Source organism: Actinokineospora sp. NPDC004072 (assembly GCF_053604195.1).
Window position 1 is genome coordinate 225656 of record NZ_JBSGHB010000012.1, and the last position, 24426, is coordinate 250081.

Consider the following 24426-nt stretch of genomic DNA (forward strand, 5'->3'; position numbering starts at 1 on the left):
AGGGGTGGTCAACAATTTTCGGGGATGTTTCGATTTATCGAGAATCCTTGGGGGATAATGGCGGCCATGCCCGCCAAGTGCCCCTGCGGCCGCCCCGTGCCGCTCGCCCGGTGCTGCGGCCGCGTCCACGCCGGCCTGCGCGCCCCGACCGCCGAAGCCCTCATGCGCTCGCGCTACACCGCCTTCGCCGTCGGCGACCGCGACCACCTCCTGCGGACCTGGCACCCGAGCACCCGGCCCGCCGAGCTGACCCTCGACCCCCGCCAGCGCTGGGAGCGCCTGGAGATCCTGTCCACGACCGACGGCGGGCTGCTGCACCACGAGGGCACCGTCGAGTTCCGCGCGCACTACCGGCTGCCCGGCGGCGTGCGCGACTCCCTCCACGAGACCAGCCGGTTCGTCCGCGATAACGGCCAGTGGCTCTACGTCGACGGCCTCATCCGGTGATGACGTCCGCCCCGCGCCCGGCGCCCCCGGCCGCCGCGATGGCCGCCCGCATGCGCTCCACGTTCCGCCGCACCGCGCCGCTGCCCGCGACCCGCTCGACCACCGCTCGCAGGTCGTCGAGGTCCGACAGGCGCTCGCCCACCCCCAACTCCTGGATGCGGTCCGCGTTCGCCTCCTGCTCGGGCGTCTGCGGCACCGCGATGAGCGGGACACCGCGCTGCAGGGCCTCCATCGTGGAGTTCATCCCCGCATGCGTGACGAACGCCGTGGCGTGCCGCAGCGCCCCGAGCTGGGGGAACCAGTCCTGCACCACCACCGTCGGCGGCACCTCCCCGACGCCCTGCGCCGTCATGGCCACCTCCCAGGTCCCGTCCCCGAACGCCGCCACGCACGCCCGGTAGACCTCCGGATCGCTCATCACCGACCCGAGCGAGACGTAGAGCAACGGCAACTCGGGAAACCGCGGCTCCCATTCCTGTTCGGCCCGCCGCCCGAGCAACGGCCCGATGAAGTGGAACCTCCCGTCGAAGCTCTCCCCGGCGGGCTGGAACTCCCGGGGCACGAACACCAGATTCGTCGCCTCAGCTCTATCCAGCGTCCCCACCACATCAAGCTCAACCCCGAACTCCGCCCCGAACCGCCCGCACTCCTCCGCCACCACGTGAGCGGCCTCAGGCACGCCCAACCGGAACACCTCATTCGACGCCAGATGGGGAACGCACCGCACCGCCCGAACCCCCAACACCTCCGCCACGATCCGCCCGGGCCAGTTGGTGGCGTCGTAGCAAATCACCTCAGGCCGCCTACCGCGGCAATGCTCCAACAAGACGGGATAGACCGCCCGCATCGCCGCGAAATAGTGCCGAAACCACCCGGCCAACACCTCCCCATCGGCCCGAAACGGCGCCAGCGCAGGCACCTCCACCCACTCCGCCCCCGCAGCGATCACCGCCCGCGCGTTCTCCACCCCAGTCGCAAACCGCACCCGATGCCCGCGCCCCACCAACTCCTCAACCAACCCCAACGCCGGCGTCACATGCCCATACCCAGCCAAGACGACGAACAGGATCTCCACAACCCACCTCCCGCCATCCCGATGATGGCAGCACCCCACCCGCACAGCACCCGAATTCCAGCCACCGCGAAGCGCCTCGCCTATCCCGTAGACCGGAACATTCCGCCATGTGCACGGGCAAGCAGAAGGAGATCAGCAGACGAAACGGCTGGCGCCCGCGCCGAGAAGGCGCACCGAGCACCAGCCGCTCGCGCAGTGCGGTGCCCCTGGTGGTGGCTTACTCGAACCGGCCTGACCTGCTAGAACGTTTGCAGAAGGCTGTGGATGTGGCGGCGGGGGGCGGATCGGTTCGCGGCAGGCGGTGCAGGCTGGCCCGGTGCGGGTGCGTCCTAGTTCGCGGGCGCTTGCTTCTCGGTTCACCACCGGTGAGCTTGCCGCGATGGTGGACGCGGTGCATTCGGGAGTGTCACCGACAGCGGTCGCTGCCCGGTATGGGGTGAGCAGGGCGAGTGTGTATCGGCTTGTTCAAAAGCTTGGATAGGCAAGTGGCGGATGCTGTCCTCTCCTCTGGAGAGACCAGTATCCGTGAACCCTCGCTTCTAGATGCGCTTGGACTGCTTGGGTAGGTGTTGGGTAGCGAGAAACTCGGTGATGTCAGCTAGCGGGAACTCCCACTCTGCTAGCTGTAGGCCGTCCTCATCGGTTGAGCTATAGGGGTCCATTGCAATTTCCGGGCAAGCAAGGTCGATTTCGCCTTGCACATCTTCGGCCAGGATGGGCCAGTCTTGCATCCGCACCATATCGCCGAAACGATACAAAGGGAAGCCGCCGATAGATTCTCGATCAGAAGGGACTGGGACGTGATTGATCAAATAGGCGCGTTCTGCTCCATTATTTAGGCGAACTAGCTGATCGAGCCAGCTTTCCCAATAGTCGGCTTCATTCCAGAAGACAAGAAGAACGCTAAAGACTTCGTCAAACGGCCCGGCAATCAGCCGGCCAGCTTTCAGCGGTCGTGGATCATCATCTTCGGCCACCGGCCAAGGGATATAGTCCAGCATCTCAATCTTGAACATGATTCCTACTCTTTAATGGGGTTAAGGTCCGGGTCGCAGGTGGCAATGCGCCGTTTCTTCCTGTTAAAGAGTTTCCACCCATTCAACAGGTTGTGGCCAGTAGCATCAGGGGAGATATACATCCTAGTCTTAGGGTTCTCAAATACAGGCTGACCGTGGGTGTCTCGTCCGAACCCGACCGGTGAGATGCGTCGCGTGAACCCAAGTTGTGAGGCGCGTTCGTGAAGCCACTTGTTCTTCTTCTCCCCCGGCGGGATCTCCAGTCCGGCACCTTGGTTACCTTTGGGGCGATTACGTTCGTTCTTAGGTGCCGGGTCTTTCTTTTGCTGCTTGCCTGCTTGCTTTTTGTGGCTGGTTTTACCGGTGCCAGCTTGGCCGATACTGCCGGTGTAGCCGGTGAGGGTGTGTTTGCCGTGGCTTAGAGTGGTGTGGCTTTCGGTGGCTGCTTCGAGCGCGGCTTGGAAGGCTTGCAGGGCGGCAGGAGGGTAGGGGTTTGTGCTACCGCGGGTGGTGTCGCCGAAAAGGTTGCGGGCTTGTTCGAGCAGGTTGATTGCGTTCGCTATCCAGGTGTGGGCGTGGTCAATGGTGCCGGCGATGGTGTGCAGTCGCGCCAGAATGTCCTCGAACAGACTCACCGACGACGAGGCCTCCTAGATGGTTGCTGAGTAGGTGGTGGCGTTGTGTGTTGCTGCTAGTGCCGCCTGTTTTGCTTGCTTGAGTAGCTCGATGGTTTGTTGGATCGCTGCTACAGCGCTTTCCCCGTCAGATCGGGCAGAGGCGCGGACCGTCGCGGATAGCTCTCCTGCGGCTTGTTCTAGGTCGGCGATAGCCGAGTCAAACGCTGTGACTGCTTCACCAGTGAGCGAGCAAGCCTCATTGATGGCCGCTCGTACCCCGTCGATCCCCACCATGCGCACCTCGTTCCTGATCGCACGATCCAAGACCAGGGGCCACCCTAGCGTGACTGATCCACTACGCAAACAACCTAGCTTCGCCCAGGCAACGCTGCCCTTTCGCCGACGTCTTCTACCGCTCCTCCGTGTCCGGGTCTCGGGTGGGCCAGTGCGGGCGCTGATGCGTCAGCAGGTCGGGGTCATGGCTGTAGAGCACCTGATAGGTGTAGTCCCGTGACCGCCTCGTGCGGTGGTAGCGGCGGGCGGCGGCGACCGCTGTGCGGGTACGGCGGCGTTCTCGCCGGGCGTCGGCGATCAGCCACCAGACCAGCGCCACCAGCGCCGCAAGCAGGATGGGGGCCGTGATGAGCGCAACCAGGACGAGATCCACCACCAGCAGCACCGCTTAGCCGCTGCTGGTGGTGCGTTGCTCGATCACGAGCGGGAGCTGGTGGCTGTCTGGGTGGGTGCGCTGGTAGGCGCGTTGCTCGATCCGCCGCGCCAAGCGCGCCAGGGCCAGGGCCAGCTCGTGCTCAGCCTCCACGGTGGGTGGGGGTTTGCGCCCGGCGTCCGCATCGAGGCAGTGGAGATCATGTCGGTGATGTGGCGGTTCGCGGCCGAGAGTTCGGTGGTTAACCCCAGGTCAAAGACCCACGACTCGCCCTCGCCGCTGGAGGTTGCGCCGCTGGCGGTGTGGGTGGGTTGGTGGTTGGTCACTGCGACCAGCCCCGAAGGCGAAGGCGGAGGGCTAGGCGGGTGGTGGCGATTGCCCCAGCAGTAGCGGTGAGTAGCACAACAGCCACGGGTGAACCCCTCTCGTGTTTGGCCTGAGGGGGTTCACCGTGCGCGGGTGTGGTGGGTGTGGGCACGGGGGTGGCTGTGGTTGTCACACACGACGCCACAGCCGGTGCCCGCCAGCGCGTTACGCTGGTGGGCGCGAGCCCGTGAGCTACTGCGGAGGGGCTGAGGCCCAGATGGTGAGAGAACCGGACGCGCTAACTGGTCAGCGCCGCGAGCTAGGCGCGCGCATGGCGACGGTGCGGCGGGCTGCTGGGCTCACACAAGCGGAGTTGGCGGGGTTGGTGTTTGTCGATCGCTCCACCATCGCCCACGCGGAGCGCGGGCGCGCCCCTAGTAGCCCGGAGTGGTGGGCAGCCATCGATACGGCCGTGGGCGCTGGTGGGGCGCTCATCTCTGCTTTTGGGGAGCTGCGGGCGGCGATCGCTGCGCACCAGGCCGACGCCCATGCGGGCGAGCTGGCGCGGGCACGCGCCCAGGCCGATGCGTGGCGCTCTCCCACCAGCGGTGGGGCTGGTGGTGGTGTGCCGGTGGTGGGGGTGGAACACGATGCTGATTTGATGCTGGCGTGGGAGCTAGCCCGCCGGGTCGCCGCAACTGATGTGACGGCGGCCGTGTTGGATCGGCTGGAATCCGCGTTCGATGAGCTAGCGATGGCCTACCCCGTCACGCCCCCGGCAGAGTTGTTGGTCAGGGTGCGTCAGTACGTGGGATACACCATGTCGCTGATGGACGGACGCGCCACCCTCGGGCAGCGGCGCCGGTTGATCACGGTTGCCGGGTGGTTGTCGTTGTTGGCGGCGACGGTCCATATTGATCTGACCCACCCGCGGGCCGCGGGTGCGCACCTGGCCACAGCGGCTAGCCTTGCCGGGCATGTGGGCAATCGGGAGATCCGGGCTTGGGCGCTGGAAACCGAAGCCTGGCGCGTGCTCACTGAGGGCGATCATCCTAGGGCGTTGGAACTTTCACGGGCAGCGCAGTATCACGCCCCGCGCGGGAGTTCGGTGGCGATTCAGGCCACTGCCCAGCAAGGCCGGGCGGCTGCCAGGCTCGGGGACCGGGCAGGGGCCATCGAAGCCATCGGGCGTGTGCACAAACTCATCGCCCCCCTAACACAGGTGGACGGTCCCGAGCACCACTACCGCTATGACCCGACTAAAGCGGTGGCGTATACGGCCACGACGCTGGCCTGGGCCGGTGACCCAGCAGCAGAAGACCACGCCCGCGACACCCTGGCACGGCTTGACCCTGACCCAGATGTATCAAGGTGGCCGCGCCGGGTCGCGTCCGCCTATCTCGATCTCGCGCTCGCCTTGACCGCGAGCGGAAGGCTCGATGAAGCCTGTACCCACGCTACGCGCGCCATAGAGTCCGGGCGCGTGGTGCCCTCCAACCACTGGAGGGCACAAGAGGTGGTGCGCGCCGTCTCCGGCCGCGACGTCCCCGAAGCGGTGGACCTTGTGGAGGCATACCGCGAACTCACCGCGGACACACGGGCGAACCCAGAAACCCAGTAACAGCAACAAAACCAACCGCCCCAAGTCCCCCTTGGACGGCAACCACTCCACGGGCAAACACGCCTGGGGCGGTGGGCTAGCCCTCATCGCCGAGGTCGGCCTGAGGTGCCCGCAAGCCCTCCACCAACACCGCCGGATCAAGGCGCAGAGCTCGGCAATGCGCAGGATGCTGTGCAAGGTCACGTTGCGGGTCCCGCGCTCAACTTGGCCCAAAAAGGACCAGTGCAACCCAGAGCGGTCGGCGAGCTTTTCTTGGCTCTCGCCCAACTCCTGGCGGCGGGCACGCACCCGAAAGCCCCGCCCCGCAGCCCCTCGCGCCCGCGCGCTAGCCGCGCGGGGGATCGGGAGATTGTTGTTGTCGGGCAGCAGCGGCCGAGTGTGGATGTTTCCAGGGTCGCGCGTTTGCTGATCACGATCAGCCGGCACGCTAGCAAGAAAACCCCTCCCCGCACCCACAGAAAGAAGAAAAGCGCGCCATGAACATAAAGAACACCACACCGAAGCAGACACAGCCGCGCCCGCGTGGGGTAGCGCTATTGCGGGTCTCTAGCGTTAACAAGTGCGACGCGAGTTTGACCCCGAGGGCATCTCCATCCCTGCCCAACGGCGCGCCACCCAAGCCAAAGCCCACGAGATGGGCGTGGAGTTGGTCGCGGAGTTTAAAAACGCCGGGATATCCGGGCGCAGCGTAGACAAACGCCCGGAGTTCCAGCGCATGCTTGCCTTCATTCGCGAGCGCGGCGATGGCGAGTATGTGATCGTGGACTCGCTCTCTAGGGCGAACCGCAATCGGTTTGATGACGCCATGATGATGATGCAACTGCGCGGCGCGGGCGTGCGGGTGGTGTCAGCGACCGAAAGCATTGACGACACCCCCGCAGGGCAGTTGTTGCACGGTATCCTTGCCGCGGTCAACGAGTTCCGCTCCGCTGCCGATGGGCGAGAAACCTCCCGCAAACTCGTCGCCAAGGCCACCATCGGTGGCACACCAGGACGGGCGAAAATCGGCTACCTCAACGTCCACGAAAACCACGACGGCCACCACGTCGCCACGGTGGCTATCGACCCTGACCGCGCACCCCTGGTGCGCCTAGGATTTGAATTGATGGCTAGTGGGGAGCACACCCTCGAAACTGTTCACCAGATGCTGGTGGATGCTGGATTGATGGCGCTACCGCACGGGAAGCGGCCAGTGCGCCCCATCGCCCGCAGCAAAGTCGCCACCATGCTACGCGACCGCTACTACCTCGGCTATGTCACCTTCAAAGGTGTGGAGTACCAAGGCCGCCATGAGCCTTTGATCACCCCGGAGCTGTTCCACCGGGTCCAGAAAGTCCTGGACTCCCACTCCGGGGCAGGCACCCGCAACCGCCGACACCACCACTACCTCAAAGGCTCCCTGTACTGTGCCCGCTGCGGAAACCGCCTCATCATCAGCATCGCCAAAGGTATCTACGAATACTGGCTCTGCCGCGGGCGTCAACCACGCATCTGCGACCTACCGTACCTCGCGGTAGGGCACGTGGAGAAAGCCGTCACCGCCCACTGGGCCACGCTCGTGTTCCCCCAAGACTTTCGCACCAGGGTCGAAGAAATCCTCGACCGCGAACTCGCCGACTCTACTCACACCCTCGAAAGCCACCGCACCGCCCTGGAACAACGCCTCGAGAACTCTCCACCCAGGAAGATCACTACCTAGATCTAGTCGGTGATCCCGCGTGGCCTACCGACAAACTCCGCGAGCGCATCATCACCAACCGCACCCACCAAGACAGGATCAAAGGTGAGCTAGCCAACCTCGCCACCAGCACCGACACCGGCCGCGCCATCCTCGCCACAGCCCGAGGGCTCCTAGAGCGCCCCCACGCCCTCTACAAGGCCGCCAACCCCACCCAACGGCAAGCCCTCAATCACACCCTCTACACCAAGATCATGATCAACGCCCGCGACAGCGACCCGGACACCTCCCAAGTCGCCAACACCGAGCACGCCGAACCCTTCCACCACCTCATCCCCCAAGCCCGCGCCACCAGCGCAGCCTCAAGTTCGAGTAAGACCTCTTGGGTGCCCCCGGCAGGACTCGAACCTGCGGCCAAGAGCTTAGAAGGCTCCTGCTCTATCCGCTGAGCTACAGGGGCGTGGGACGACAGCCCCGTAGCCCGAGGGTAGCCGTCTCGAAGGGTGTGATCGCCGCAGGCGGTCCGTCTGTTTCTCCGTCGAGCCGGTTGGGTGATGAATCCGTCATCTGGGGGCGGTCGAGGCGCGTTCCACCAGGGTGGTGGGGAGGGTCCGCTGGGGGCCCGGTCTTGCGCCGTCGAGGAGGGATATCGCCAGGTCAGCGGCCATGCGGCCCTTTGCGACGAGATCTTGGCGGACCGTCGTCAGCGGGGGGTCGGCCCACTGGGCGGCCGGGGTGTCGTCGAATCCGACGATCGTCAGGTCGGCGGGGACGCGCAGTCCCAGGTCGTGCGCGGCGCGTAGTGCGCCCATCGCCAGTTCGTCCGACATGCACAGCAGGGCGGTGGGTCGCGGTGTCCGCTGCAACAGCCAGTGAGCGCCCGTGCGGCCGTGGTCGCGCTGGCAGCCGGGGGCCTCCCACACCGGCGGCGCGTCCAGCACCGACAGGTAGCCCGCCATCCGCTCCCGCGTCACCCGGTACCGCGAGGTCGCCACCCGCTCGGCCGACGGCGGCCCGATGAGCCCGTCCGGGTGCAGGGCGAACGCCAGGACGCCCACGTCCCGGTGCCCCAGCCGCACCACGTGCTCGGCGGCCAGCGCCGCCCCGTCCCGGTCGGCCACGTCGACCAGCGCGGTCCCGGGCAGCACCGGCTGGTCGATCACCACCAGCGGCAGCCCACGGCGGTTCACCTCGGCCAGCGCCGGGGAGTCGTCCGGCAGGGAGTACGCCACCGCCACGTCCGCATGCGCCCGCGCAACGCTCTCCCGGCGCGGCCCGCCCGCGATGCCGGGCATCAGCAGCAGGGAGCGCTCGACGTCGAGGGTGTCCGACAGGCTGTCCAGCACGATCGACAGCGCGGGGTCGGAGAACGCCGAGGACAGCCGGGAGCCGAGCATCACGGCGACGGCGCCGCCGCGGCGGGTCGCCAGGCTGCGGGCCACCGGGTCCGGACCGGCGTAGCCCAGGGCCGCCGCCGTGGTGATGATCCGCTCGCGCAGGGAGGCCGAGAGCTGGTCGGGGCGGTTGTAGGCGTTCGACACCGTGGCCCTGGACACCCCCACCTCGCGGGCCACCGTGTCCAGGGTCGGCCGCCGTTCCCGTCCCACCCGGCCACCTTAACCGCCGCAGAAATCACCCCGCGGCTCTGAAGCGCTTCAGTTACCATGGCCGGGTGGTCGCTGTCCTCATCTTCTTCGCCCTGAACGGCACGGTGTTCGGCTCGTGGGCCTCCCGCGTGCCCGCGCTGGCCGCGCAGATCGGCGCCGCGGAGGGCTCGCTCGGCCTGGCGCTGCTCGGCGGCAGCGTCGGCATGATCGCGGCGGCGACGGTGACCGGGCGGCTGGCCGCGGCCTTCGGCGCCCGCCGCGTGCTCGGCGCGTCGACGCTGGCCAGCGCCGCCGCCCTGCCGCTGCTGGGCCTGGCCCCGTCGCCGCTGGCCCTGGGCCTGGCGCTGGTCCTGCTCGGCGCCTGCGTCGGGGCGTTCGACGTGGCGATGAACGTGGCCGCGGTGACCGTCATCCGGGCCACCGGGCGGCCGATGATGCCGATCTTCCACTCCTGTTTCAGCTTCGGCGGCCTGCTCGGCGCCAGCGGCGCGGCGCTGGCCGCGCACCTGGGCGTCGCGCCGTTCGAGCACCTGCTGGTCGTCAGCGCCGTCGTCGTGCTGGCGCTGGCCGTGTTCGCCCGCCAGGTCCCCAACGAGGCTCGCACCGAGCAGGCCGCGGCGGTCACCCCGGGGCCCGCGCCCTTCCGCAGGCCGATGCTGTGGCTGCTCGCGGGCGTCGCCCTGTTCTCCGCGGTCGCCGAGGGGGCCAGCGCCGACTGGTCGGCCCTCTTCGCCGCCGAGTACCGGGGGATGAGCGAGGCCACCGCCGCGATCGTCTACGGCGGGTTCTCCGTCGCCATGGCCGTCACCCGGCTGTTCGGGGAGGTCGCGCAGCGCCGCTTCGGCCCGGAGCGCCTGCTCGTCGTCGGTGCGCTCGTCGCGGGCGGCGGGCTGGTCCTGACCGCGACCACGCCGTCGGCCGCGCTGACCTTCGTGGGCTTCGCCCTCGCGGGCGCGGGCCTGGCCTACATGTTCCCCGTCGCCCTCGACCTGGCCGCGGCGTCGGGCCGCCGCGCCGACGGCACCGGCGGCGAGCGCGAGATCGGCTTCGTCTCGGCCATCGCCTACAGCGGCTTCCTCGCAGGCCCGCCGCTGATCGGGGGGATCGCGCACCTGTCTGACCTGGCCGTCGCCCTCGGCGTCGCGGGCATGATCGCCTGCGCCATCGCCCCCACGGCGCTGGCCGCCCGGGCCGCGGCCAAGCGGGAAACCGCGACGGTGTGAAACACGTGCTCTCGGCCGGCGATCATTCGCGGACTACGCTCGAAGGTGTGGACAAGCCCCAGCGCGCAGGCGGTGTCGTAGGTCTCATCGCGGTCGGGATCGGGCTCGCGGCCATCCTGGCGGCGTCCCTGGTCTCGCTCTCCGGCGACGGCCTCTACGACCTGCTCGGCCTGCCCACCCCGGACGCCTTCACCCGGCACGGCCTGACCGTCGTGCGGGTGGTCGCCGAGGTCGGCAGCGTGGTCACCATCGGCTCGCTGCTCTTCGCCGCGTTCCTGGTGCCCCCGCAGAAGTCCGGCGTGCTCGACGTCGGCGGCTACGCCGCGCTGCGCTGGGCGGGCGGCGGAGCCGGGCTGTGGTTCCTCGGCGCGCTGCTGTCCGGGCCGTTCCTGGCCGCCGACGCCGTGGGCCGCTCGGTGTTCGACATCCTCCCGGCCGACACCCTGTTCTCCCTGATCGGAGCGCTGTCGCAGGCGCAGGCGTGGCTGCTGACCGCGGTCGTCGCGCTCGCGGTGTTCGTCGGCACGCGGTTCGTGCTGACCTGGGGCTGGACGGTCGTGCTGCTGGCCGTCGCCCTGCTCGGGATGACGCCGGTCGCGGTGACCGGGCACTCCTCCAGCGGCGGCTCGCACGACATGGCCACCAACAGCCTGCTGCTGCACCTGGTCGCCGCCGCGCTGTGGGTCGGCGGGCTGATCGCGCTGCTGGCCCACGGCAGGCGCGCGGGGGCCAACCTGCCGCTGGCGGCCACCCGGTTCTCCAAGATCGCGCTGGTCTGCTGGATCGCGATGGCCGCGTCCGGGATCATCAACGCGCTGGTCCGGCTGCCCCTGGCCGACCTGTTCACCAGCACCTACGGCCTGCTCGTGGTGGCCAAGGGCGTGGCGCTGGTGGTGCTGGGCGTGTTCGGCTACTTCCAGCGCGAGCGCGGCGTCAAGGCCGTGGTCGAGAAGGGCGCTGGCGGCCCGCTGATGCGGCTGGCCGCGGGCGAGGTCCTGCTGATGCTGGTCACCTTCGGCCTGGCGGCGGGCCTGGCGCGCACGCCGCCACCGGAGTCGGCCCTGAACGTGCCCGGGTCCGTCGAGCTGGCCCTGGGCTTCCCGCTCACCGAGCCGCCCACGCTGGCGAACCTGCTGTTCGACTGGCGGTTCGACCTGATCTTCGGCACGCTCGCGCTGGCGATGGCCGGGCTCTACCTGCTCGGCCTGCGCAAGCTGCGGGCGCGGGGCATCTCCTGGCCGCTCGGGCGGACGATCGCCTGGCTGGTGGGCTGCTTCATCATCCTGTTCGCCACCTCGTCGGGGATCGGCAAGTACGCGCCCGCGATGTTCAGCATCCACATGCAGTCGCACATGATGCTGTCGATGCTGGCCCCGATCCTGCTGGTGCTGGGCGCGCCGATGACGCTGGCGCTGCGCGCCCTCCCGGCCGCGGGCGCCGACGCCCCGCCCGGGCCGCGCGAGTGGCTGCTCGCGCTGGTCCACTCGCCGATCTCCCGGGTGCTGACCAACCCGGTGGTGGCGCTGGCGCTGTTCATCGGCTCGTTCTACGGGCTGTACCTGTCGGGGCTGTTCGACTCGGCGCTGCCGCAGCACTGGGCGCACCTGGCGATGAACGCCCACTTCCTGATCGTGGGCTACATCTTCTACTGGCCGGTGATCGGCGTCGACCCGGCGCCGCGGCGCCTGCCGCACCTGGGCAGGCTCGGGCTGGTGTTCGCCTCGATGCCGTTCCACGCCTTCTTCGGCGTGGTGCTGATGGGCATGCAGACGGTGATCGGCGAGGCGTTCTACCGCGGGCTCGCGCTGCCGTGGAACACCGACCTGCTGGCCGACCAGCGCCTCGGCGGCGGCATCGCGTGGGCGTCGGGGGAGATCCCGCTGCTGGTGGTGCTGATCGCGCTGCTGGTGCAGTGGGCCAGGGCCGACGACCGCGAGGCCCGCCGGTCCGACCGCCGGATGGATTCGGGCGATTCGGACGACCTGGAGGCGTACAACGCCATGCTGAAGAAGCTGGCCGACCGGCAGCAGCAGTAGTTGTCCACAGGCGGGAAATCGAGGTGGCCGCGCCACCACCGGCCCCGCCAACCTGGTCGTATCGGGCCCGCAGGAGGCCCGCGGGACGACTGGGAGCAGCACATGTACGAGACCTTGGTGACCATGGCGGGCTGGGTCGTGGACCACCCCGTCCAGCGCCGCACCGGCGACAGCGCGTCGTGGGTCCGGTTCCGGCTCAAGACGGTCGAGCGCCGCTACGACCCGGACAAGGACGACTGGGTCAACGGGAACGTCATGTTCATTTCCGTGCACTGCTGGCGCAGTCTGGCCGACAACGCGCTCTCCGCGCTCAAACGCGGCGATCCGGTCATCGTGCACGGGCGGATGCGCATCTACGGGCAGAGCGGCGAACTCGCCGACAAGCGCGATGTCCAGATCGACGCCTACCACCTGGGGCTGGACCTGAGCAGGGCCAACGACCGGCTGCGAGCGACCGCGGACGAGCCTGCCGCGCTCGCCGCGGTCGCCTGAACGGGTGATGGCCGTGGTCGAGCAGCCGACAGCGGCGGCGGTTTCCCGGGTCAAAGCACCCTGCCGCGGTCAAGCCGTCCGCCCCGCCGCTCTACGATCGCGGGCATGGCCGAGTTCATCTACACCATGCGGAAGGTGCGCAAGGCGCACGGGGACAAGGTCATCCTCGATGACGTCAGCCTGTCCTTCCTGCCCGGCGCGAAGATCGGGGTCGTCGGTCCCAACGGCGCGGGCAAGTCCAGCGTGCTCAAGATCATGGCGGGGCTCGACCAACCGGGCAACGGCGATGCGTTCCTCTCGCCCGGGTACACCGTCGGCATCCTGCAGCAGGAGCCGCCCCTGAACGAGGAGAAGACCGTCCTCGGCAACGTCGAGGAGGCGGTTGGGGACACCAAGCGCAAGCTCGACCGGTTCAACCAGATCGCCGAGCAGATGGCGACCGACTACTCCGACGAGCTGATGGAGGAGATGGGCAAGCTCCAGGAGGAGCTCGACCACGCCGATGCGTGGGACCTCGACTCCCAGCTGGAGCAGGCGATGGACGCCCTGCGGTGCCCGCCGCCGGACGCCGAGGTCAGCAAGCTGTCCGGGGGCGAGCGCCGCCGGGTGGCGCTGTGCAAGCTCCTGCTGTCCAAGCCCGACCTGCTCCTGCTCGACGAGCCCACCAACCACCTGGACGCCGAGAGCGTGCTGTGGCTGGAGCAGCACCTCGCCCAGTACGCGGGCGCGGTGCTGGCGGTCACCCACGACCGGTACTTCCTGGACAACCTGGCCGAGTGGATCCTGGAGATCGACCGCGGCAGGCTCTACCCGTACGAGGGCAACTACTCCACGTACCTGGAGAAGAAGCGCGAGCGGCTGGACGTCCAGGGCAAGAAGGACGCCAAGCTGGCCAAGCGGCTGCGCGACGAGCTGGAGTGGGTGCGGTCCAACGCCAAGGCCCGCCAGACCAAGTCCCGGGCCCGCCTGGACCGCTACGAGGAGATGGCCGCCGAGGCCGAGCGCACCCGCAAGCTCGACTTCGAGGAGATCCAGATCCCGCCGGGGCCGCGCCTGGGCAACGTGGTGGTCGAGGTCGAGCACCTGCGCAAGGGCTTCGGCGACCGGGTGCTGATCGACGACCTGTCGTTCAGCCTGCCGCGCAACGGCATCATCGGCGTGATCGGCCCGAACGGCGTCGGCAAGACGACGCTGTTCAAGACCATCGTGGGGCTGGAGAAGCCCGACGCTGGCCAGGTCAAGATTGGCGACACGGTCAAGCTGAGCTACGTCGACCAGAACCGCGCGGGCATCGACCCGAAGAAGACCGTCTTCGAGGTCGTCTCCGGCGGGCTGGACTACATCGAGGTGGGCCAGGTCGAGATGCCCTCGCGCGCCTACGTCAGCGCGTTCGGGTTCAAGGGACCGGACCAGCAGAAGCCCGCGGGCGTGCTGTCCGGCGGCGAGCGCAACCGGCTCAACCTGGCGCTCACCCTCAAGCAGGGCGGCAACCTGATCCTGCTGGACGAGCCCACCAACGACCTGGACGTGGAGACCCTCGGCTCGCTGGAGAACGCGCTGGAGCAGTTCCCCGGCTGCGCCGTGGTCATCTCCCACGACCGCTGGTTCCTCGACCGCGTGGCCACCCACATCCTGGCGTGGGAGGGCACCGACGAGAACCCGGCGAAGTGGTTCTGGTTCGAGGGCAACTTCGAGGGCTACGAGAAGAACAAGATCGACCGGATGGGTGCGGAGGCGGCCCGCCCGCACCGGGTGACCTACCGCAAGCTCACCCGAGACTGACGGTCGGCGACACGTGGCGGCCTGGACCGACGACCCCGCGGCGGACGGCGCGGCCCTCGTGGCCGCGGCCGCCCGGCTGCGGTGGAGCGCCCCGGAACTGGCCGTCCAGTTCGCCGCCTGCGCGATTGATCACGGTGTCGGCCCCGAGGAGCGACTGACCTGCCAGTCGCTCCTCGCGGCGGGCCTCACCGCCCTCGGCCGCCCAGCCGAAGCGGTCGAACCAGCCGTGGCCGCCCTCCGCTTCGCCACCGCCACCGGCCGGGCCGAGGAGGTCACCGCCCTCCGCACCACCCTCGCCACCTGCGCCCGAACCCTCGGCGACCCCCTGACCGGCTCCGAAATCCTCCGCCCCGCCCTCACCGACCCACCCTCGGCGACCACGTCGCAGGAAGCCACCCTCAGGCCGCACCCGGCTGACCGCGCCCCATCGTCGGGCTGGCCCCCCACTGGCACCCCGCAGGCAGGCTCGCCGGGATCGACCCCGACCGGCCAGGGCCCGTCCTCGGGCTGGTCCCCGTCGGGCACGTCACAGGGGTTCGCGTTGGGGTCGTACCCAGCGGATGCGGGTGGTGCGCCGCAGCCGGGCCACTCCCAGGTCGGGCACCCCCTGCCCGACCTGTTGGTGCCCGTGGCGGCCGGGAACCCGGCTGGTCCGGAGGCCGCGGTGTCGCCGACCACGACCGCCCGGGCGATGGTCGAGCTCGCCTCCTGCCTGTCGCACGTGGCGGGGCGCGATGACGTCGAGGATGCGTTCACCGAGGCCGACCGCCTGATCTCCGCCGATGAGGCGCTGTCCCCGGCGCGGCGGCGGGTCGAGCGGGCGATGGTCTGCGCCCACACCGCCGCCTACCACCGCCGCTACGGCGACACCGAGGCCGCCGCCGACTCCGCCAACGAGGGCCTGGCGATCCTGCGCCACCCGGACGGCGCCGACCCCGACCCGTCGGGCGTGCGGGCGGCGCTGGTCCACGAGCTGACCCTCGCCCTCCTCGACGAGGGCGCCCTCGACGAGGCGATCGCCGCCAGCGCCCCCCTGCTCGCCGAACCGGTCCGCGCGACGACCGCCCCGGCGGTGTCCAGGCTGCGCCTGGCCGTGGCGACCCGCGTCCACTTACCGGCAGGCCGCACCGACCTCGGCCGCACCCTCCTGCTGGACACCATCGACACCGCCACCCGCCACACCCTCGAATCCACCCTCGCCGATGCGTGGACCTTCCTGGCACACATCGAGGAATCCGCCGCCCACCCGGTAGCCGCCCTCCACGCCCTCCGCTCCGCCCGCGCAGCAGAACACCGCCACCACCGCACCACCACCCGAGCCCGCCGCCTGCTCACCACCGAATTCACCCCCACCACAAACCCCACCCAAGGCGCGGCCCTCCTCAACACAGTCGTCCAACCCCACGCCCCCACAATCCCCCTCACCACCCACTCCCGCCGCCCCTCCCCACCCCAGGGCACTGTGTCCTCTAGTGGAGACACCCCCACCTCTCCCCAAGGCGCCCTCCCCTCTCCCCAGGACACTCCCTCTTCTCCCCACGGCGCCTTCGCCTCTCCCCAGGAAGCCCCCTCCTCTCCTCGAGAGGCCCCTGCCTCTCCCGAAGGCACTCTCTTCTCTTCCCAAGGCACCTATGCCTCTCCTGGAGGCGCTCTCTCTTCACCCGAGGGCACTCCTTTCTCCCCCCAAGGCGCCCCTGCCTCTCCCGAAGGCACCCTCGCCTCACCCCAAGACACCCCCGCCCCGCTCCACCCCCCGCCGCCCTCTCCCCACGCCTCCCACCCGACAACCGCAGACCCGTCCCCTTTCACGCCCTCCCCACCCACGACTCCCCGCGCCAAATCCCCAAACCCGCTAGACCCGCCGGACCCCGAACCCCTAAACCCATCGGTATCACCGCACCCCGAATCCCCATCATTTGCGTCGCCGCATCGGGAATCGTCGGATTCGGTCGGGGTTGCCGGATCGCTGGGTCGGCTCGGGTTCGAGCCTGGCATCTCGGGGGAGGCTGGGGACTTGTCCGCTGAACCCCCGGTCGCCGATGCTGGTGAGTCGGCGGGGGAGGTTCCTCGGGGGCGGTCCATTCCCTTCGGGTCGAGTGCGGGGAGGTTCTTCGGGGGAGCGGGTGGGGAGGCTGCGGCGTCCGGGGGTGGCGTGGGGGTGCCTGGGTGGGGCGGGGTTGAGCACCGCCATGATCCAGTCGAGCGCGTCCCGTCGGGCCCCGAGGGGCCGGGAGCGGAGAAGGAGATGTCATCCGTGGGTCGGCATGAGGCACCGGATGGGCCGTCGGAGGCGCGGGAGGACGGGGGGTTCACCCTGATCCTCGTGCGGGTGGAGCCGATCGGCCATCCCGAGGCGGTTGACCCGGAGGAGCCCGCGCTCCCGGTCGGCGACGACGCCATGATCAACGCACTGGCGTCCCGGGTGCGCGATCTGGCGCCCACGGGCACCGACCTGGTCCGCTGCGACCGCGGTGAGTTCGCCGTGCTGCTGCCGCGCACACCGACGGTCATCGCCGAGCAGTTCGCGTCGATCATCCGCAAACAGGCGGGTCGCGGGCCGTGGCTGGCCGATGTGGTCGGCAGGCCGGTCACCGTCCGCACCGCAGTCGCCAACCACGTCGCCGTCGGCGTGACCCGCGGTCTGGACACCCTCCTGCAGGTAGCCCGCGCCGTCCTCCGCGGCGAGCCGGTGAACCCACTTGCCGAACGCAGCCAGCCCGCCGCCCCGCTTGCCAAGCGCAGCCAACCGGTCGACTCCTTTGCCGAGCGGAGCCTGGACCCGCTTGCCGAGCGGAGCCTGCCGGTCGACTCGTTTGCCGAGCGGAGCCTGGACCCACTTGCCGGGCGCAGCCAGCCGGTCGACTCGCTTGTCGAGCGCCTGCCGGTCGACCCGGCTGCCGGGCGCAACCTGCCGGTCGAGCAGCCGCAGCCCCGCGACCAGGAGCAGCGCCCCTCCCGCCGCGACCGCCGCGCCGCAGCCCCCTCCGACGCCCACGAGGTCCTCAGCCGCTTCGGCATCACCGCCGCAGGCGGCGGCCGCCGCCGAGCCCCCGACGACGACCTCAACCCCTACCTCACCATCGGCCCAGCCCACTCCCGGTCCACCCAGCCGGACAACCGGACCTCAGACCGCCTCCCCCCAACCCAGACGAACCACCCCACCACCCCCGACCCAGCCGACATCCCACCAGCCCAGGGAACCCACTCCGCCCTCCCCGCAGGGGCCGACGCGCCACCGGTCTGGGGAAGCCACTCCGCCACCTCCGGATCGGGCGATGTTCCGTCGGCCCGCACGGGCCACTCCGCCGTGCCCGCACCGGCCGATGTCCCGCCAGTCGGGACAGACCATTCCCCGACCCCTGAGCTGGCCGACATTCCGCAGGCCCGGGGAAGCCGCTCCGCCGTCCCCGAGTCGGGCGACATTCCGCAGGCCCGGGGGAGCCGCTCCGCCGCCCCCGAGTCGGGCGACATCCCGCAGGCCTGGGGAAGGCGCTCCGCCGCCCCCGAGTCGGGCGATGGCTCGTCGGGTCGGGCGGGCCATTCTGCTGATTCTGGACCGGGTGATGTCCCGCCGGTCGGGACAGGTGATTCCGCGGCGTCTGAGCCGGCGGGCGCTCCGCTGGTCTGGGGAAGCCACACCGCCGCCTCCGAGTCGGCCGAGACTCCGCCAGCTCGGGGACGTCGCTCCGCCGACACGTCGCCAGCCCGGGCGAGTCATCCCGCCGTCCCGGAGCCGGGGGAGATTCCGCCGGTTGAGCCTGCCCCCGACGAGATCCCCCCGATCGAGCCCGGCCCCGACCAGGTGCCCACCCGCGAGCCCGGGGCCATCCCGGTGCCGCCCAAGCCCGCCGAGATCCCGCCGATGCGGCCCGAGCCCGCTGAGATCCCGCCCGCGCAGCCGGACTCCGACGACGCCCCCAGCGCCGCGAGCCTGCTCGACCGGCTCAGCAAGCTCGTCTCCGGGGAGCCGGAGCCCTCTACAGTGGACAAACCGGTCAAGCGCCGGGATTCCGCCGTCATCCCCCGCCCGACCCCCGCGATGGCCGAGTGGCTGCGCCGCGCAGGCCGCCCCCTCCCCGAAGACGACCTGCTCGAACCCGTCGAGGACACCCCCCAGCCGCCCGCCGCCGAACCAGAGCAAGCCGAACCAGAGCAAGCCGACAAGACCGACCGCCCCCGTCGCCGGGAGCGGTCCTCCAGCGATCTAGCCAACCTCCTCGCCGAGGCGCTGGCCGCCTTCCAGGCCACCCAGGCCGACGACCCCGAGCGCCCGTCCCTGCCCGCGGCCAGGCACCCCGAGCCCGACCCGGGCGGCCCCGCGCGCCTCCCGACCCGGCCCGACGACGCCCGTCCGGCCTTCCCCGCCGCCCGGTCCGGTGACGAGGCCGCGGACCAGCACCGCGCCGTCCCCACCAGCCGCAGCGAGGGGGAGCGGCCGAGTCCGCTGGATGCGGCGCTCGCCGCGCGCAGGCCGATCCCCGACACCGGCGGACGCCGCCGCGCCCCCGAGGACCCGCCCGGCACCGGGCGGCGGGCGGCGCGGCGGGCCCGGGAGGAGGCGGGGCCGAGCTGGGCCGCCGACGCGCGGGCCGCGGACCCCGACTCGCCGCCGCCGAGCCGCGGGCTGGCGTGGCGGCCGGAGGAGGGCGGGCGGCACCGCTCGTCCGGCTGGGCCCCGGCCGACATCGACGGCGGATGACCGTTGTGCCTGGCAGGGGCCGATTTCCGGCGGCGGGTTAAGAGGTCGTCACCGTCTGGTGAACTGTCCAGGGGCGGCATGCCGCGCCCGGGCCCGGCACTACCCTGAGGGTGTGACACACCGACGTGGCACATCGACTGTGGAGCCGACCTGAAGATGACCTCGACTGGTACCCCGTCCCGCACCGAGAGAGCCGCCAGCGTCGACGGCTCGCCCGCGCGCAGCCCGGAGCAGACCCGGGACGACCTGATCGCGCGGGCCGCGGAGCTGGACCCCGACATAGCCGACCTCATCCGGCTGTACTACCGGTACATCCCCCCTGAAGAAGTCCTCGACGACGATCCGCGCGACCTGGTGGGCGCCGTGCGCTCGCACGCCCAGCTCGCCGAGCGCCGGGTGCGGGGCCGCCCCGCCGTGCGGATGCTCAACCCCGAGAGCAGGACCGACGAGTGGTCCTCCCCGTGCTCGGTCATCCAGCTGGTCACCGACGACATGCCCTACCTCGTCGAGTCGGTCACCGCGGCCCTGGCCCGCACGGGCGCGCACGTCCAGCGCGTGATCCACCCGATCGTGGTCGTCCGACGGGATGTCGCTGGCAACCTGCAGGAGCTCCTGCCGAAGGCCGACGCCGAGGCCCCGCCGGGCGAGGCGTTCCCGGAGAGCTGGATGTCCATCGAGGTCGACCGGGTCACCGACGGCGAGCGGGCCCGCGAGATCGAGACCGTGCTGCACTCGGTGCTGACCGACGTGCGCGAGGTCGTCGAGGACACCGACCGGATGATCGCCACGGCGATGAGCCTGGCCGACCAGCTGGAGCAGAACCCGCCGCCGCTGGACGACGAGCACCTCGCCGACGGCGCGGAGCTGCTGCGCTGGCTGGCCGACGGCCACTTCACCTTCCTGGGGTACCGCAACTACGAGCTGGTCGACGGCGACGGCGAGCCCGCCCTGCGCGCCATCCTGGCCAGCGGCCTCGGCGTGCTGCGCCAGGACAGCCTGGCCGCGCGCAGCCTGACCGCGGGCCCGGACGCCGTCCGCCACGCGCTGGCCCCCGAGCTGCTGGTGCTCACCGAGGCGAGCGCGCCGTCCACCGTGGCCCGCGCCGCCTACCCGTACTACGTGGGCGTGAAGACCTTCGACAGCGAGGGCCGGGCCACCGGCGAGCACCGCTTCCTGGGCATCTTCACCACCTCCGCGCTGCACGAGGACGTGCTCGACATCCCCGTGGTGCGCCGCCGGGTCCGCGACGTGATCCACCGCGCGGGCTTCCCGATGGAGTCCTACTCCGGGCAGCGCATGCTGGAGGTCATCCAGAACTGGCCGCGCGCCGAGCTGTTCTCCGCGACCGCGGAATCCCTCTACACCACCGCGACCGGCGTGATCGCCCTGGCCGACCGGCGCAGGCTGCGGCTGTTCCTGCGCAAGGACCCCTACGGCCGGTTCTTCACCTGCCTGGTCTTCCTCCCGCGCGACCGCTACACCACGACCTCCCGCATCGCGATGCAGGAGGTGCTGCTGGAGGAGCTGGGCGGCACGAACCTGGAGTTCAGCACCCGCCTGGGCGAGTCGCCGCTGGCGCAGGTGTACTTCATCGTCCGCACCGACCCGGCCACCATCACCGAGCCGGACGTGCTGCGCGTGCAGGAGCGGCTGACCCAGGCCGTGCGGACCTGGGACGACCGCATGGTCGAGGCCCTGCTGACCGAGCGGGCCAACGGCGCCAACAGCGAGTCGGCGACCGAGCTGGGCCAGCGCTACGCCAACGCCTTCCCCGAGGCGTACAAAGAGGACTTCGACGCCCCCGCGGGCCTCGCCGACCTGCGCCGCATCATGGCGCTGGGCGAGGACGACATGGCGGTGCAGTTCTACGTGCCCGACGGCGCGGAGGCGGGGGAGCGGCGGCTCAAGCTGTTCCTCAAGGGCGGCAAGGTCACCCTCTCCCAGGTCCTGCCGGTGCTGCAGGCGATGGGCGTCGAGGTGATCGACGAGCGCCCCTACGAGCTGGACCGCGACGACAGCGAGCCGTGGTGGGTCTACGACTTCGGCCTGCGCATCGACCCGACCGTGCTCGACGCGCGGGCCGACCTCGACCGGCTGCCGCGGGAGTTCGAGGAGGCGTTCAGCGCGTCCTGGCGCGGTGACGCCGAGGTCGACCGGTTCAACGCGCTGGTGCTGCGCGGCGGGGTCACCTGGCGGCAGGCCACCATCCTGCGCGCGTACTCGCGCTACCTGCGCCAGGCGGGCACGCCCTACAGCCAGGAGTACATCGAGGACGCGGTGCTCGCCCACACGCACGTGGCGACGGCGCTGATCGAGCTGTTCGAGACCTGCTTCGACCCCTCGCTGTCGCCCGAGACCCGCACCGCGCACGCCAAGGCGCAGGTCGACGAGATCGCCGGGATGATCGACGGGGTCACCAGCCTCGACGAGGACCGCATCCTGCGCAGCCTGCTCACCGTCATCCGGGCCACCCTGCGTACGAACTACTACGTGCGCGACGCCGACGGCAACCCGCGCCCGTACCTGGCGATCAAGCTGGAGCCGGGGGCGATCCCGGAGCTGCCCGAGCCGCGGCCGCGGTTCGAGATCTTCGTGTACTCCCCGCGCGTGGAGGGCGTGCACCTGCGGTTCGGGTCGGTGGCCCGCGGCGGGCTGCGCTGGTCCGACCGCAGGGAGGACTTCCGCACCGAGATCCTGGGCCTGGTCAAGGCGCAGGCGGTGAAGAACGCGGTGATCGTGCCGGTGGGCGCCAAGGGCGGCTTCGTCGTCAAGCGCCCGCCCGCCCCGGTGGGCGACGCCGCGCTGGACCGCGAGGCGTTCATGGCCGAGGGCGTGGCGTGCTACCGCATGTTCATCTCCGGCCTGCTCGACCTGACCGACAACCTGGACGGCACGACCGTGGTGCCCGCGCGCGACGTCGTGCGCTACGACGAGGACGACACCTACCTCGTCGTCGCCGCCGACAAGGGCACCGCGTCGTTCTCCGACATCGCCAACGCGGTGGCCCGCGAGTACGGCTTCTGGCTCGGCGACGCCTTCGCCTCCGGCGGCTCGGTCGGCTACGACCACAAGGCCATGGGCATCACCGCCCGCGGCGCGTGGGAGAGCGTCAAGCGGCACTTCCGCGAGCTGGGGGTGGACACCCAGACCGAGCCGTTCACCGTCGTCGGCATCGGCGACATGTCCGGCGACGTCTTCGGCAACGGCATGCTGCTGTCCGACCAGATCCGGCTGGTGGCCGCCTTCGACCACCGGCACATCTTCATCGACCCCGACCCGGACCCGGCGGTCTCCTTCGCCGAGCGCAAGCGGCTGTTCGCCCTGCCGCGCTCGTCCTGGGACGACTACGACCGCGCGAAGATCAGCGCGGGCGGCGGGGTCTGGCCGCGCACGCTCAAGTCGATCCCGCTGAGCCCGCAGGCGGTGGCCGCGCTCGGCCTGCCCGAGGGCACGCAGAAGCTGTCGCCGCCGGAGCTGATGAAGGCGATCCTGCAGGCCGAGGTCGACCTGCTGTGGAACGGCGGCATCGGCACCTACGTCAAGGCCAGCACCGAGACCCACGCCGACGTGGGCGACAAGGCCAACGACGCGGTCCGGGTCGACGGCGCCGACCTGCGGGTCAAGGTCGTCGGCGAGGGCGGCAACCTGGGCCTGACCCAGCGCGGCCGCATCGAGTTCGCGCGCGGCGGCGGCAAGGTCAACACCGACGCGCTGGACAACTCCGCGGGCGTGGACTGCTCCGACCACGAGGTCAACATCAAGATCCTGCTCGACCACGTGGTCCGCTCCGGCGAGCTGGACCCGGCCCAGCGCGACGACCTGCTGGCCGAGATGACCGACGAGGTCGCCGAGCTGGTGCTGGCCGACAACTACCGGCAGAACGCGGTCATGGGCGTCAGCCGCGCCCACGCCGCGCCGATGCTGTCGGTGCACCAGCGGCTGGTGGACAGCCTGGAGAGCCGGGGCCTGGACCGCCAGCTGGAGGCGCTGCCCAGCCGGGCGCAGTTCAAGGCGATGGACAAGGCGGGCGAGCCGCTCACCTCGCCGGAGCTGTGCGTGCTGCTGGCGCACGTGAAGCTGGCGCTCAAGGACGACGTGCTGGCCGCGGACCTGCCGGACCTGGACGTCTTCGCCCGCAGGCTGCCGGAGTACTTCCCGACCCAGCTGCGCGAGCGCTTCGCCAAGGCGATCTCGGCGCACCCGCTGCGCCGCCAGATCACCACGACGCTGCTGGTCAACGAGGTCGTCGACGGCGCGGGGATCTCCTTCGCCTTCCGGCTGGCCGAGGAGACCAGCGCCTCGGCGACCGACGCCGTGCGCGCCTTCGCCGTGGTGACCAGGGTCTACGACCTGCCCGCGATCTGGCGGGAGATCGACGCCCTGGACAACGTGGTGCCCACCGCGGTCGCCGACGGGATGGTGCTGGAGACCCGGCGGCTGCTCGACCGGGCCTGCCGCTGGCTGCTCGCCAACCGCCCGCAGCCGCTGGCGGTCGGGGCGGAGATCTCCCGCTTCCACGAGGTCGCCGCCCAGCTCGCGCCCGCCGTCGGGGACTTCCTCGCCGGGCAGGCGCGGCGGCGGGCCGAGGCGGAGGCCGAGCGGCTGGTCGCGGCAGGCGTGCCGACCGAGCTGGCCAAGCGGGTCGCCGCGCTGATCGACTCCTACGGGCTGCTCGACATCACCGAGGTCGCCGAGCTGGCCGAGCGCGACGCCGGGCTGGACACCGAGCGCTCGCCGTGGGAGACCGCCGAGCTGTACTACGCCCTGGCCGACCACCTGGGCTTCGACCACATGCTCGACGCGGTCGGCGCGCTGGAGCGCGGCAACCGCTGGCACGCCCTGGCCCGCCTGGCCCTCCGCGACGACCTGTACGGCTCGCTGCGCGCCATCACCCTCGACGTGATGCGCCAGAGCGAGCCGAACACCCCCGCCGCGGAGAAGATCGCCGCCTGGGAGCACGCCAACAGCTCCCGGCTGGCCCGCGCCCGCGCGGCGCTGGCCGACATCCAGGAATCGGGCAGGCTCGACCTGGCGACGCTGTCGGTCGCGGCCCGCCAGATGCGCAGCATGGTCCGCTGATCCCATCGGTGGCCGCCCGCTCCCGGGCGGGCGGCCACCGGCGGATAAGGTTCCCCCGGGGCCGATTTTCAGCGGAAGGAA

General features: G+C 70.5%; 16 protein-coding genes, 1 tRNA gene and 1 pseudogene. 9 read left to right on the forward strand and 9 right to left on the reverse strand.

What is annotated here, in order from left to right; translation table 11 throughout:
- The first annotated feature begins 66 nt into the window (after positions 1-66).
- Entirely contained in the window at positions 67-447 is a 381-nt protein-coding gene (locus ACWEPX_RS20520) for a YchJ family protein (RefSeq protein WP_451898788.1), read from the forward strand.
- Here the strand turns inward: ACWEPX_RS20520 and ACWEPX_RS20525 are convergent.
- From ACWEPX_RS20525 to ACWEPX_RS20550, 6 genes are all read right to left on the reverse strand, one after another.
- On the reverse strand, positions 437-1522 hold the full coding sequence (locus ACWEPX_RS20525) for a macrolide family glycosyltransferase (RefSeq protein WP_451898789.1): 1086 nt from the start codon (positions 1520-1522) through the stop codon (positions 437-439). The genes ACWEPX_RS20520 and ACWEPX_RS20525 overlap by 11 nt on opposite strands.
- A gap of 539 nt (positions 1523-2061) precedes the next feature.
- Positions 2062-2538 (reverse strand): hypothetical protein, encoded by a 477-nt coding sequence (locus ACWEPX_RS20530; protein WP_451898790.1) that lies wholly within the window; start codon positions 2536-2538, stop codon positions 2062-2064.
- Positions 2539-2543: 5 nt separating this feature from the next.
- Positions 2544-3173 (reverse strand): hypothetical protein, encoded by a 630-nt coding sequence (locus ACWEPX_RS20535; protein WP_451898791.1) that lies wholly within the window; start codon positions 3171-3173, stop codon positions 2544-2546.
- A gap of 15 nt (positions 3174-3188) precedes the next feature.
- Positions 3189-3449 (reverse strand): hypothetical protein, encoded by a 261-nt coding sequence (locus tag ACWEPX_RS20540; RefSeq protein WP_451898792.1) that lies wholly within the window; start codon positions 3447-3449, stop codon positions 3189-3191.
- A gap of 115 nt (positions 3450-3564) precedes the next feature.
- Positions 3565-3834, reverse strand: a complete 270-nt coding sequence (locus ACWEPX_RS20545) for a hypothetical protein (protein WP_451898793.1) — start codon at positions 3832-3834, stop codon at positions 3565-3567.
- 3 nt (positions 3835-3837) lie between these two features.
- Positions 3838-3975, reverse strand: coding sequence for a hypothetical protein (locus ACWEPX_RS20550; protein ID WP_451898794.1), 138 nt, complete (start codon positions 3973-3975; stop codon positions 3838-3840).
- 430 nt (positions 3976-4405) lie between these two features.
- On the opposite strand from ACWEPX_RS20550, the gene ACWEPX_RS20555 reads away from it, so the two are divergent.
- Positions 4406-5749, forward strand: coding sequence for a helix-turn-helix domain-containing protein (locus tag ACWEPX_RS20555; RefSeq protein ID WP_451898795.1), 1344 nt, complete (start codon positions 4406-4408; stop codon positions 5747-5749).
- A 156-nt stretch (positions 5750-5905) separates the two neighbouring features.
- Here ACWEPX_RS20555 and ACWEPX_RS20560 read toward each other — a convergent pair.
- Positions 5906-6259: pseudogene (locus tag ACWEPX_RS20560) on the reverse strand (helix-turn-helix domain-containing protein); the annotation flags it as partial.
- 49 nt (positions 6260-6308) lie between these two features.
- Here ACWEPX_RS20560 and ACWEPX_RS20565 point away from each other — a divergent pair.
- Positions 6309-7448, forward strand: coding sequence for a recombinase family protein (locus ACWEPX_RS20565; protein ID WP_451898796.1), 1140 nt, complete (start codon positions 6309-6311; stop codon positions 7446-7448).
- 366 nt (positions 7449-7814) lie between these two features.
- Here the strand turns inward: ACWEPX_RS20565 and ACWEPX_RS20570 are convergent.
- Positions 7815-7887: transfer RNA gene (locus ACWEPX_RS20570), tRNA-Arg, on the reverse strand.
- A 103-nt stretch (positions 7888-7990) separates the two neighbouring features.
- On the reverse strand, positions 7991-9034 hold the full coding sequence (locus ACWEPX_RS20575; RefSeq protein ID WP_451898797.1) for a LacI family DNA-binding transcriptional regulator: 1044 nt from the start codon (positions 9032-9034) through the stop codon (positions 7991-7993).
- 65 nt (positions 9035-9099) lie between these two features.
- Between ACWEPX_RS20575 and ACWEPX_RS20580 the strand changes: the two genes are divergently transcribed.
- The 6 genes from ACWEPX_RS20580 to ACWEPX_RS20605 all read left to right on the forward strand — a co-directional run bounded on the left by ACWEPX_RS20580 (position 9100) and on the right by ACWEPX_RS20605 (position 24345).
- Positions 9100-10257: an MFS transporter gene (locus ACWEPX_RS20580; RefSeq protein ID WP_451898798.1), complete on the forward strand. Its 1158-nt coding sequence runs from the start codon at positions 9100-9102 to the stop codon at positions 10255-10257.
- A 47-nt stretch (positions 10258-10304) separates the two neighbouring features.
- Positions 10305-12293: a cytochrome c oxidase assembly protein gene (locus tag ACWEPX_RS20585; RefSeq protein ID WP_451898799.1), complete on the forward strand. Its 1989-nt coding sequence runs from the start codon at positions 10305-10307 to the stop codon at positions 12291-12293.
- Between the two features lie 102 nt (positions 12294-12395).
- Positions 12396-12785: a single-stranded DNA-binding protein gene (locus ACWEPX_RS20590; RefSeq protein ID WP_451898800.1), complete on the forward strand. Its 390-nt coding sequence runs from the start codon at positions 12396-12398 to the stop codon at positions 12783-12785.
- Between the two features lie 105 nt (positions 12786-12890).
- Entirely contained in the window at positions 12891-14567 is a 1677-nt protein-coding gene (gene ettA / locus ACWEPX_RS20595) for an energy-dependent translational throttle protein EttA (protein WP_451898801.1), read from the forward strand.
- Positions 14568-14580: 13 nt separating this feature from the next.
- Positions 14581-19266 carry a hypothetical protein gene (locus ACWEPX_RS20600; protein WP_451898802.1) on the forward strand — a complete coding sequence of 1562 codons (4686 nt, stop codon included), beginning with the start codon at positions 14581-14583 and terminating at the stop codon, positions 19264-19266.
- 156 nt (positions 19267-19422) lie between these two features.
- Positions 19423-24345, forward strand: a complete 4923-nt coding sequence (locus ACWEPX_RS20605; RefSeq protein WP_451898803.1) for an NAD-glutamate dehydrogenase — start codon at positions 19423-19425, stop codon at positions 24343-24345.
- The last annotated feature ends 81 nt before the right edge of the window (positions 24346-24426 follow it).